The sequence below is a fragment of the Brucella tritici genome (assembly GCF_008932285.1).
GTDB classification, from domain to species: Bacteria; Pseudomonadota; Alphaproteobacteria; order Rhizobiales; family Rhizobiaceae; genus Brucella; species Brucella tritici.
Window position 1 is genome coordinate 194,241 of record NZ_WBVY01000001.1, and the last position, 11,923, is coordinate 206,163.

Below are 11,923 nucleotides of genomic sequence, written 5' to 3' on the forward strand. Positions count from 1 at the left end.
CACTTCATGGCTTTATGAGGCAGGCGAAAACTATATTGCGTGGCCAAGGCAATCGCGCAGTTCATCGATGATCTTGGGAAGCCAATCTTCCGTCATCATCTCGAGCGGTGCGGTGAACGAAATCGCAGCATTCAGTTCATAAGGATTTGTAGCGCGGACCGGTAAGCCGAGCCCGCCTTCTCCCGGCAGGTAGTACGCCATATTGACAGCAAAACCCCGCCGTCTAGCATCTTCAATCTGGGAAATTACGACACTCTTATCGACGTACTGAACTGATGGGTGACTAAGATAACGCGGTGCATTTGTTTCAAGCAGTGCGAGGCAGTCGGCTTCAGGCATTATGGACATGAGTGCGATGCTTCCGGCTGCGACACCCATAGGCACGCGTCCGCCAACCCCCATAGTAAACTGGCGGTCTGGAAATCGCGAAACCATCTCCGCGCAGACAGCATCAATGCCCGCCTGCACCATCATATAAACGGTATGCCCGCTTCGCCGCGCAAACTCGGTCATCCCTGGCCGAAACTTCGAAATCAGGGGTTCAAGACGGGCCTGCCCTCTCGCGAGCATTGGGATAGCAGGTCCAAGCCGGTAACAGCCATGCTTGCCAGCCGGTTCGGCGAAGCCCTTTTGAAGAAGCGAAACGAGGCTACGATGCACGGCTGGTTTAGCTTCGCCAATGCGTTCAGCAATCTCTGCTAGAGCCAAGCCATCAGCGCCTGCTTCCCCCAGAACTATTAGAATATCAAGTGCGCGTACTGCATTGCTTGATGCGTTCGTAGTCACGTCTAACTCCAAAATTCTAATTATTAGAATATTTCATAAAATTCATTCCAATAAAAGGAATAGGTTGACTTCTGTCACATTTTTCGCTGTCATTCAACCACGGCGTTATGTCTTTGAACCGAGGGAGGAGCGTTCAAAGATTGCTGTCTTTGCACCTGATTTCAGGTTGCTGGCGCGCGTCCCTGTCATGCTCCCCCATCATCTGTTTGAGGCGAGGACAACAGCATGGTGTCGTTCCTGATCAAACGAATGGGCTTCGCGCTCTTCACGCTGTTCAGCGTGTTGACGTTGGTCTTCGTAATCGTTCGTGTTCTGCCGGGCGATCCGGCTCTTGTGATCCTTGGCGATCAAGCCAGCCCCGCAAGTATCGCTGCACTGCATCACAAGCTTGGTCTGGATCAGCCGATCGTTGTCCAGTACGGGAGCTTCATGCTGGGTGTACTCCAGGGCAATCTTGGGACATCCATGATAACCGGCCGCTCGATTACGGCCGAGATCATGAACGTCCTGCCCTATACGATGGAGTTGACAATCGCGTCGCTCATACTGGGGGTGTTGTTGGGTGTTCCCGCAGGTGTTTGGGCAGCAGTGAAACGAAATAAGCCGGCTGATCTGTTGCTGCGCCTTGTTTCCCTGTTGGGCCTTTCGCTTCCAGCGTTTGTTGCAGCGATCATTTTGCTCATGATTTTTGCAATCCAGTTGCGCTGGTTTCCTGTGATTAGTTCAGGTGGCGGCGATGGATTGCTGGACCGCTTGAGGCAAATGGCACTGCCAACCATTTCGCTGGCACTGATCATGATGGCGTATATTACACGTGTCACCCGCTCGGCCATGCTCGAAGTTTTGAATCAGGACTTCGTGCGCACGGCGAAGGCCAAAGGCGCTTCACATCACGCAGTTGTTTGGCGTCATGCGCTTGGTAACTGCACGATCCCAATTACGACGGTGGTGGGGCTCTATCTCGGTATTCTGATCGGTAATTCCGTTCTGACCGAAATCGTCTTCTCTCGCCCAGGTCTTGGTAAGCTAATTCTCAACGCCTTGACCCAGCGTGACTATACCCTGCTGCAGGGGATGATCGTCATTTATACGCTTATGGTTGTTGCGGTGAACATGCTGACCGACCTGACCTATGGTTTCCTCGATCCGAGGGTTCAGTACAAATGACATCCATCACCACCAATTCATCTGCCGCGCCGCGCGTGCAGTCTCGATGGGAATTTCTACGTCGATTGAATTTCTCCACCTGGCTGGGTGTAGCGATTGTTCTGGCGCTCATTCTGTGCGCAGCCTTTGCTCCGATCTTGGCGCCATATGATCCGAATGAACAGAACATCATCGTTTACCTGTCGCCGCCAAGTGCAGAAAATCTGCTGGGCACGGACCAGTTCGGTCGTGATGTTCTTTCGCGATTACTCTATGGAGCCCGTTATTCGCTAACCATAGGATTTCTGGCCATTCTGGTCGCGCTGATAATTGGCTCGTTTCTGGGCATGATTGCTGGTTATGTGGGGCGCAAGACCGACATCATTGTGATGCAGATCATGGATGTCGTACTGGCATTTCCATCATTGATTCTTGGTTTGGCACTCGTCGCCCTTATGGGGGCCACGCTGACGAATATTGTCATTGCCATCGCATTCACCGCTATACCGGCCTTTGCACGAATTGCCCGTGCAGGTGTTCTGACACAGCGCGACCGCGAATATGTTCAGGCCTGTCACGCGATGGGCTTTTCCCACACGCGCATTCTGTTCGGCCATATTCTGCCTGCCATTCTGCCTGAGATCCTGGTCATGGCATCACTTTGGATGGCCACTGCAGTTCGCACCGAGGCGTCGCTCGCATTCATTGGGTTAGGGCTGGCCCCGCCGACGCCGACTTGGGGTGGCATGGTTCGCGAAGGCTTCGACAATATTCTGAGCTCCTTCCATCTGGCTCTTTATCCGAGCCTTGCAATTCTGGTGCTCGTTCTCGCTCTCAACCTGATCGGCGACGGTCTGCGTGACGCAATCGATCCACGACTGAAGGATGCCAGCTAATGACTGTCCAGCCTGCGATCATTGTTCGTGATCTCAAGATTTCATTCGCCAGAAAGCCGGTTGTCCATGGGATCAGTTTCCAGATCGAGCCTGGCAAGACACTGGCTCTGGTGGGAGAGTCCGGCTCTGGCAAGAGCGTTACTTCCCTGGCGATCATGCGTCTTCTGCCTGATCGCATCGCCATGGCCGAGGGCGCTGTAATGCTTGGCCAACAAGACTTGCTAAAACTGCCTGAAGCGGACATGCGAGGCGTGCGAGGCGGCAAGGTCAGCATGATCTTTCAGGAACCGATGACCTCTCTTAACCCGGTACAGACTGTTGGAGCACAGCTTGCCGAAGTTCTGAGAATTCACAAGAAGCTCAAGGGGAAAAAACTGCAGGAAGCGGTTCTGGAGCTTTTGCGCAAGGTGCGCATTCCCGATCCGGAGCAGCGCGTCAATCAGTATCCACATACGTTTTCAGGTGGAATGCGACAGCGTGTGATGATTGCGATGGCACTGGCATGCGATCCTGATCTCATCATTGCTGATGAGCCTACAACCGCGCTTGATGTGACTGTGCAGGCTCAGACGCTTCAACTGCTGAAGGAGTTGCAGCAGGAAACTGGAACGGCGGTTCTATTTATAACGCATGACATGGGCGTTGTTGCCGAAGTTGCTGATGACGTTCTGGTGATGCGCCATGGGCGCGTCATTGAGCACGGCTCGGTGATGGAAATTTTCAGCAATCCTAAAGATGCCTATACGCGCAGCCTTATCGAAGCGGCCCCGAGTTTGGCCGGCAAGTTGCAGGCCAAAACGATTCCGGCCCGACCTGTCGATAGTCCCTTGATGACAAATGCCGCAACGCCGGTTCTCGAAGTGAGCGACCTTTCGGTAAGATTTCCGGTCCACGGTGGCCTATTTGGCCGTGCCAGAGGCGCAGTGCATGCGGTCGAAGATGTGTCGTTCAGCATTGGCAAAGGTGAGACACTTGGACTGGTTGGCGAGTCCGGTTCAGGAAAATCCACCATTGGTAAGGCGATTATCAATCTCGCACCCGTGCACAACGGCAAGATCACAGTTGGTGGGGAGACGATCGACTATCTGGATCGCAAAAGCCTGTCGTCATTGAAACGGCAAGTACAGATGATCTTCCAAGATCCCTTTGGTTCTCTTGATGCACGTCAGACCATTGGCTCGGCAATCATGGAACCAATGAAGGTTCATGGTTTGGAGACTGGTCTAGCCGCACAACAGAAGATGGAATGGTTGATGGAGCGTGTTGGGTTGGATCCCAATCGCGCATCCAGTCTGCCGCATGAATTTTCTGGCGGACAGCGCCAGCGTATCTGTATTGCGCGTGCTCTCGCAATGGCTCCACGGCTGATCATCGCAGATGAAGCGGTGTCGGCGCTTGATGTCGCCATCAAGGGTCAAATTATTGATCTGATGATTGATCTTCAGAAGGAATTTGACATTTCGTATCTGTTCATCAGTCACGATATGTCCGCAGTCGAGCGCATCTGCAACCGCGTTGCGGTGATGTATTTCGGTGAAATCGTCGAAATCGGACCACGTGACGACGTGATCGGACGACCGGGGCACGAATATACGCAACGGTTACTTTCGGCGATCCCGATAACACATCCCGACCAACGGGGAACAAGGCGGCGAGCTGCCGATGCCGGTCCACCCAGAAGTCCGCTCAAACCCCTCGGTTATAGCGCACCAGCGGCACGCTGGAGCATGGCTGCGGACGGTCATTTCATTCGTATGGCGAGCTAGATTGGAGTCCTTCGGAAATGCATGCCCTAACTCAACTTGCTGAATTTGTGTCTGGCCACCCCAAAGGCGCGTTGCCATCGGAAACGCGCGAAGCTATCTCGCTGCTGCTGCTCGACTTGATGGGCGCAACCGCAGCAGGCCTTCATTCACGCCTGGCTGCTTCGGCGAGGCAAGCAGCATCCGATGTCTACGGTTCAGGCGTAGCTCAGGTCTGGCTCACGGATTTGAAGCTGAGCGTTGTGGGCGCTGCCATGGCCAATAGTGCGGCGGCCAGTGCGCTCGATATTGATGATGGCCATCGTGGAGCGGCAGGCCATGCGGGGGCTGGCGTCATTCCTGCGGCACTTGCTGTCGGCCAATCCATCAATGCCTCGGATGCGGAGATGCTGGATGCCATTGCCCTGGGCTATGATGTCGCTCTGCGTGTTGCCACATCACGCCCGACCAACACCATCGAAACTTATGCCAGTGGCAGGTGGGTCAGCTATGGTGCGGCTGCAGCTGCCGGACGCTTGCTCAGGCTTGACGCTGAAGAAATGGCACATGCGCTGGCGATTGCAGGCTCTGAAGGCCCTATCGTTTTCCCGACGGGCTCCTCCAAGTTTCAGGGCAGCACGGTAAAAGAAGGGATCCCACCTGCTGTCGTTGCCGGTATCACCGGGGCTTATCGCGCAAGGGCGGGAGCAACCGGACCGGTAGACCTGCTCAACAATGAAGATCGCTATGATCCCAAAATCTTGCTGGGGCAGCTTGGTGAGGTGTGGGAGTTGCAGAAGTGTTATCTCAAGCCTTATGCATGCTGTCGTTATATGCATGCTGCCATCGATGCTATCCTGAAAATGCGTCAGGATGGGCGTCACATTCACAGGCTCCGCATCGAAACCTTCCCGCAGGGGCTTCGTCTCGCCAATGAGCGCACCCCAAGCACGTTGGAGGGCGGCCAGTATAGTTTCTATTTCAGCTGCGCGCTTGCGGCGCTGCGTGGGCAGGAGGCGCTTCAGCCCGTCGATCCCGACAGTCTAAAAGACATAGAGGTCCTCGGCCTTGCGAACCGGATCGAACTTGAAACGTCGATCGATTTTGCCACGGCGTTTCCAGTTCGCACGCCGGCGCGTGTTCTGATCGATCAAGGCGACGGTGAAAAAGAGCTGGTTATCGACCACCCGCTTGGCGATGTGGCGAACCCGATGAGCTGGGATCAGGTCGCTCACAAGTTCAAGAATATCGGGCGTGTCAGTCTGAGTACCCAAAGTCAGGACAGCATTATTTCCGCGATCAGCCAACTGAACGAAGCGGGCTTCACCCCACTGCTCAGTGCGCTCAGCAAATCTCAAGACAATAATCTGCAATAAGAAGGGAACAGGCATGAAACTGAAAAGCATCATGGGACCACCGGCACTTGCCGCTCTTATGGCCTTTACGGCACTTGGTACGCTCTCAGCTTCCGCGACACAGACCGAATTACGGCTTGGTGCGGCAGCTGCTGATATTGGCAATCTCGATCCACATTTTGCCGCCAGTACCTCTGACCGTACCCTTGTCGCATGGATATTCGGAGGGCTGGTCAGATTTGCGCCGGGCTCTACTGATCCGGCAACGATTGAAGGAGATCTTGCGGAGAGTTGGGAAGCAACAGACAATAATCTGGTCTGGACTTTCAAGCTGCGGCCCGGCGTGCAATGGCAACATGGCTATGGTGAAGTGACGGCCGACGACGTCGTTTTCAGTCTGCAAAAGGCGGCCGATCCGAAGCGCTCTGCATTCGCAACGGACTATAAGGCCGTCAAGAGCGTCGAGGCTGTAGACCCGCACACTGTGCGCATAACGCTTGCAAATCAAGTCCCGAGCTTGCTCGGTCTGGTGACCAACTATTCGGGTGGCTTTATCATTAGCAAGAAGGCGTACGAAGAGCGTGGAGAGGGTTTTACCCGCAATCCTGTCGGCTTTGGGCCTTTCCAGTTTGAATCAATCGAACCCGGCGTTGCGGTCCATTTTACCGCTCATGAAAAATACTTCCGTGGCAAGCCGAAGATCGAAAAGGTGACATATCGTTTCCTTAATGCAGCGGCAGGCCGTGATCTTGCCTTTACCGCTGGTGAAATCGATGTATCCGCCGGCAATGCCGATCGGCGCTGGTTGCAGCGGATGAAGGAAACGCCCGGCGCCAAGGTCGACATCTTCGATCCCGCCGAACTGACAGTGGTGCATATCAACCGCAATCAGAAACCTTTTGACGATATCAAGGTGCGGCAGGCCGTTGCTTACGCGATCAATCCTGAACAGATCGCACAGTTTCGTGGGCCTGAATTCACGCGTGTTGCAAAGTCAGTCATTCCTTCAAACAATCTCGGGCTCAATCCCGATCCGGGCCTCATCCAGCCAGATGTGGAGAAGGCCAAAGCATTGCTAGCAGAAGCGGGGTATCCCAACGGTCTCACCGTCAAGATGATTTCAAGCCAGATGCCTAGTTATGCGACGACGGACCAGCTTTTGCAGGCGCAGCTTGCCAAGGCTGGCATCAAGCTTGAGCTTGAACCGGTTGAGCACGCGACCTGGCATCAGATGATCCGCAAGGATTTAAGCCCGCTTGTTGATTACGGCGCAGCACGCTTCCCCGTTGCGGATACGTTTCTGACGCAGTTCTATCATTCCAGCAGCGCGATTGGGGCTCCGGGGCAAGTAACGAACTTCAGCCATTGCTCAGTCGCCGATAAGCAGATCGAGGCCGCTCGCACCGAGATTGATCCCAAAAAGCAGATGGAACTCTGGCAGGAAGCACAAAAGCTGATCGTCGCTGATGTTTGTGCTGTGCCGGTGACAGAAACGGCACAGGTCTGGATCAGGAACGAGAAGCTTGACTGGGGCTTCGAACTCAAGGGTTCGATGTCGCTGGGCCCGCTACTCACTGAACAAGCTCACTTCAAGGAATGATAAGAGCAATCGGGATGGTGCGATGCACTATCCCGAAATCTTTCAGGCACCAATATGACAAAGCTAACCTATCCTCGCTATTCCAATCTGTGCGGTTGGAATGCCATGCTCCCGCCGCGCCAGCAGCGCGCTGCACTGAATCAAGACATTGCGGTCGATTACGCAATCGTCGGAGCCGGGTTCACCGGTTTCGCTATCGCACGTCGATTGCGTGAACTGGACCCTGACGCCAGTATCGCAGTGATTGAAGCGACGACGGTGGGGGAAGGTTCTTCCGCCCGAAACTCGGGTTTCACGGGGTCCGACGTGCTGCCGCGCAATGCCTCGATAGAAATGGCTGAAAAGGCACGTCTTCAGTCGGGCTTCTTCACCGAAGCTTTTGAATGGCTGATGCGGATCATCCGTGAAAATAATATTGATTGTGACATGCGGCAGGTGGGATCGATCCGCGGTGCAGCAACAGAACTCGGCGAAGCCTCTTTACGCAAAGTCGCTGAAGTAGCTCGCGTCAATAATATTGCTCATACTCTCCTGTCGTGCGAGGACATTCATCGTCGTATCGGGAGCGCGTATTATCGCTTTGGCATCCACATGCAGGATACTTGGTTGCTACAACCCGCAGCCCTGATCCGTGGTCTTGCCGATGCACTACCAAACGACATTGCGCTCTATGAAAACACACCGGTTACAACATTGACCAAGCGCGACGGCTGGGTTTTGGAGACGCCAGGTGGCGTTGTAAAATGTAAGAATCTGGCGCTGGCGACCAACGCATTCATCCGAAAGTTCGGCTATCTGAAATCACGTATGGCGACCATTTATACTTATGCTGCGGTGACTGAAGAAATTGCCGATAGCCGGGTTGATGAACTAGGCGAGTCCGAGGCATGGGGATTGTTGCCCTCGCATCGGCTTGGCACGACGTTGCGTCGCATTGGTCGTAACCGAATTATGGTGCGCAGTCTTTATGCGCATGAGGCCGAACTCGGTGAGCGCGAAGCTGTAAGCAAGCTCAGAGATCGTTTTGAACGTCGATGGTCTAATCTCAAAGATGTGCAGTTCGAATATTTGTGGGCTGGTACGACTGCGTTCACGATGAATGGGGCGCCGTGGTGGGGTCGCGTTGAGGACGGCCTCTATGCATCGGGCGGCTGCAATGGCAGTGGTATCGCGAAAGGTACAATGCTTGGGCGACACCTTGCCGAACTTATGCTGGGCAAGGGCGAGCATACAGCAATGTCTGGTGTAATGGGTACGGCAAGTTGGATTGCACCTGAGCCCTTCCGGTCAATTGGCTTCAATCTTATCTCAACGCTGGAAAGCCGTAAGGCAGGCCTGGAGATGTGAAGCCAGAACGGGACCGAATGTCATCGGTTCCGACGTTATGGCAGGCGATAGTCTCGGCATTGAAGCGGACAGGGCTCGGTCAATGTCGTCGCGATAGTCGAGAAATGGTCAATGGCATTGCTGGCACATGCATGTCGCAGACCAACTCGACCTTCGCATAAGCGTCGATCAAGGCAGGCAATGCCTTGCCCGAAGCCGAGTACGATACTTTAAACCATTCTCGCGACATCACGATCTTCTGACTAAAATGTCCGGAAACGCGGTTTTAACCGAGCTTCCAGACACGACGATAGTAGGTGCGATAGGGACAAGAACTGTTCTTGTCTAGGCGATTATTGCACTGTCGCCCGCAAGTGCTTTCAACGACGGAGTCGGCTTGATTTCGCTGCGGGTTCGGTTTCGCCCCGCGCTCTTCGCTTCATAAAGCAGCTTGTCAGCTCGGTCGTAAAGTGTTGCGAAATCTTCACCGTCACCAATTTCTGTTATGCCCATGCTCGCGGTTACCGGGCGTTCGAGGCCCAAAACAGTATGAGCGACAATCGCAGGAATGGCCTGACGTCGCAGTTCAGCCTGGATATTGGCATCGGCACCGCGCAGGAGAAGCACGAATTCCTCTCCGCCAAGTCGGTAGGCGCGCACTGCCGGGCCAGCTTGAAGCGCACTGGCAACGGCCTTCAGGACCTCATCTCCGACGCCGTGTCCGTTCAGATCATTGATCGTCTTGAAATAATCAATATCAATGACAGCCATTGCGGCGAAGCCTTCGCTTTGAAGCTGCTCGAACTGCCGTTCGATTGCTCGCCGATTGAGTAATCCCGTCAATGGGTCCGTTTCGGATAGGCGTTCGAGCAGTTCGGCTTCGTCGCGTGCCCGGTCTCGCTCGCGCTTCATAGTCACGAAGCGATCTGCCACGCCAAGCGTTGTGAAAAGGACTTCACACACACAGCCGATAAAAAATAGAAGCATAGCATCGGTGCTATGCAAACCGGGAAGCACCCCCGTCACCAGACGGATCAGCCCAACCAGAATGATCGGCGTGTAACCAACTGCCTGGAATCGCGCAGCGCGGCTTCCGCGGCGCAATGCATCAATCATGGACAGCATGAAAATAGCCAGGATCGGCGCAAAGGCAGCTGTATATGCGCTCGCTTGTATGGGGCGGGCGACATAGGGGAATGCCGCATGAAAGACACTGAGGAGTATCGCCCATATGGCACAATAAGGGAGCAGGCGCCGTAGAAGCGGATGCATCATTCCTGGCTCGATGAAGCTATAGGTGAACATCGCTCCCGATGCGACCGTTATCCCGAATATCAAAGTCGTCACCCAGCTCAACGTCATTGCCGGAGGGTCGAAAAGTACAACCGACACGCCAGATGAAACCAGAATGGTCATCAGTAGCGAGAATGTAAGCGCCGAATGCCAGAGAACAAATGGTTCACGCAAAGCCCTGTAGAATGCTGCATTGAAAATCAGCGGCATGACGAGCATTCCCGCAAGTCCGGCCAGAATGAGAAGGAACCGGGGGTTCCCCATGCCGTCGACTGCATCTGTCGGCGCTAGATAGGCCCTCTCCAGGGTCATCCGATGGCTCGGCATATCAAATGCGACGATGACCGATGCAGTCTCGTGGGTCACATCCGGCAGGGAAGCCTTGAAGTAACCGCCAGCGACTGAACTGGACAAATCGGCGGCAGGAACGACTGTCTGCCGGACAGCACCGTCGCGGTCTGTTGCAAGCAGATGTATTGCTTCAAGCGCGCTTCGGCGTGAGAGCAAATAACGGGGAGGGAGTTTGTCAGGGGCGATGTCAAAGCGAAGCAGTACGCGCTCGGCGTCGATAGAGAATTTGCGCTCACCGCAAGACCATCGCTCTTCCTCGCGTGCAATCGCGACCACATCCTCCGACAGACTGGCGGATGCCCAACAGGAACTGCGAATGTCGGAAGATGCCGCCGCACCAGCCGATGCGGTGCTGAATTGCGCCAGCATCATCAGGAGCAAAAAGGCGGCAGGAAGTCTTTTTCTAAATCTACTCCAGAGCATGGCTGCCTGGTTACGGCAAAAAGCTTTTGATCCTGTTAATGGTCGCTAAATGAGCGGGTTCTGCTGGAGTATCGAAATCCAGGAAATCCATGCGCTATGAACCATAAAAGGCCCATAGCGCATGGCTGCGTTTTCAAGGGGCGCGTATCCCCTTTCAAGTTAGGTCCGATGGCACTTTCCTTGCCATCAGGGGTATTTAGCCATCATTTCCGAAAGCATCGAAATCAAAGTACTTGTCGTTGACTTCCTTATACTTTCCGTTGAGCCGGATCGCCTTGATCGCTTCGTTGAATTTCGAAACCAGTTCCGGGCGACCCTTCTTGATGGCAGCGCCTACGCCAGCGCCATGATATTGTGCAACCGGCGGATAGGTGCCGATCATCTTGCAGCAAGCGCCTTCCGGGGTCTTGAGCCATTCTGCCAGAGATACGCTGTCGTCATTAACGGCATCAAGCCGTCCGTTCACAAGATCCAGCTTGAATTCCTGAGAGGTCGGATAAGCCTTTACCGTGCTGTCGGTAAAGTAAGCCTCTGCATAATTTGCATGGGTCGTTGAGCCCTGCACACCGATAGTCTTGCCAGCGAGGTCGTCTTTGGTGACGCCCTTGATGTCTGAATCCTTCAATGCCACCATTCCCGGAGGTGGGTTGAAGTACTTGTCGGAGAAATCAACCTGCTTCTTGCGTTCCTCGGTGATCGACATGGAAGCGATAAACGCATCAAACTTTCCGGATTGAATAGCAGGGATGGCGCCATCCCAATCTTGAGCAACAATTTCACATTGCGCTTTCATCTGGTCGCAAAGCGCCTTGGCGATGTCGACCTCGAAGCCGGCAAGCGTGCCGTCTGCCAATTGATAATTCATCGGTGGATTGGCGCCTTCGGTGCCAATGATGAGCTTCAAAGGCTCTTCGCTATGGGCAATGCCTGCTCCTATAGAAAGCGCTATCGCCGTTATTGATGATGTGAGTGCTGCTGTTTTCAAATATTTCATGGTTTCCTCCC

Annotated in this window: 10 protein-coding genes; 7 read left to right on the forward strand and 3 right to left on the reverse strand. The window is 54.2% G+C overall.

The window, feature by feature from the left end:
• Positions 1-30: 30 nt before the first annotated feature.
• Positions 31-786, reverse strand: a complete 756-nt coding sequence (locus F9K94_RS01040; RefSeq protein WP_151643144.1) for an IclR family transcriptional regulator — start codon at positions 784-786, stop codon at positions 31-33.
• Between the two features lie 225 nt (positions 787-1,011).
• Here F9K94_RS01040 and F9K94_RS01045 point away from each other — a divergent pair, with 225 nt between their 5' ends.
• Genes F9K94_RS01045 through F9K94_RS01070 form a run of 6 tightly spaced genes read left to right on the forward strand, consistent with a single transcriptional unit; the run spans position 1,012 to position 8,872 of the window.
• Entirely contained in the window at positions 1,012-1,953 is a 942-nt protein-coding gene (locus tag F9K94_RS01045) for an ABC transporter permease (protein WP_151643146.1), read from the forward strand.
• Positions 1,950-2,828, forward strand: a complete 879-nt coding sequence (locus F9K94_RS01050; protein ID WP_151643148.1) for an ABC transporter permease — start codon at positions 1,950-1,952, stop codon at positions 2,826-2,828. Before F9K94_RS01045 ends, F9K94_RS01050 begins: the two co-directional genes overlap by 4 nt.
• Positions 2,828-4,594, forward strand: a complete 1,767-nt coding sequence (locus F9K94_RS01055; protein WP_151643150.1) for an ABC transporter ATP-binding protein — start codon at positions 2,828-2,830, stop codon at positions 4,592-4,594. Before F9K94_RS01050 ends, F9K94_RS01055 begins: the two co-directional genes overlap by 1 nt.
• Positions 4,595-4,611: 17 nt before the next feature.
• A complete protein-coding gene (locus F9K94_RS01060; protein WP_043062555.1) occupies positions 4,612-5,946 on the forward strand; it encodes an MmgE/PrpD family protein in 1,335 nt (444 codons plus the stop codon).
• A 13-nt stretch (positions 5,947-5,959) separates the two neighbouring features.
• Positions 5,960-7,525, forward strand: a complete 1,566-nt coding sequence (locus F9K94_RS01065) for an ABC transporter substrate-binding protein (protein ID WP_012092305.1) — start codon at positions 5,960-5,962, stop codon at positions 7,523-7,525.
• A 54-nt stretch (positions 7,526-7,579) separates the two neighbouring features.
• Positions 7,580-8,872 (forward strand): NAD(P)/FAD-dependent oxidoreductase, encoded by a 1,293-nt coding sequence (locus F9K94_RS01070; RefSeq protein ID WP_151643152.1) that lies wholly within the window; start codon positions 7,580-7,582, stop codon positions 8,870-8,872.
• Positions 8,873-9,196: 324 nt separating this feature from the next.
• On the opposite strand, the gene F9K94_RS01075 is transcribed toward F9K94_RS01070, so the two are convergent.
• The gene (locus tag F9K94_RS01075) at positions 9,197-10,771 is read right to left on the reverse strand and encodes a sensor domain-containing diguanylate cyclase (RefSeq protein ID WP_235920554.1); all 1,575 of its coding nucleotides are present in this window, start codon (positions 10,769-10,771) and stop codon (positions 9,197-9,199) included.
• Between the two features lie 40 nt (positions 10,772-10,811).
• On the opposite strand from F9K94_RS01075, the gene F9K94_RS24345 reads away from it, so the two are divergent.
• Complete coding sequence (locus F9K94_RS24345; protein ID WP_192799449.1) at positions 10,812-10,967, forward strand: hypothetical protein; 156 nt, start codon at positions 10,812-10,814, stop codon at positions 10,965-10,967.
• A 147-nt stretch (positions 10,968-11,114) separates the two neighbouring features.
• Here the strand turns inward: F9K94_RS24345 and F9K94_RS01080 are convergent, their stop codons facing one another.
• Entirely contained in the window at positions 11,115-11,912 is a 798-nt protein-coding gene (locus tag F9K94_RS01080) for a transporter substrate-binding domain-containing protein (protein ID WP_151643154.1), read from the reverse strand.
• Positions 11,913-11,923: the final 11 nt, after the last annotated feature.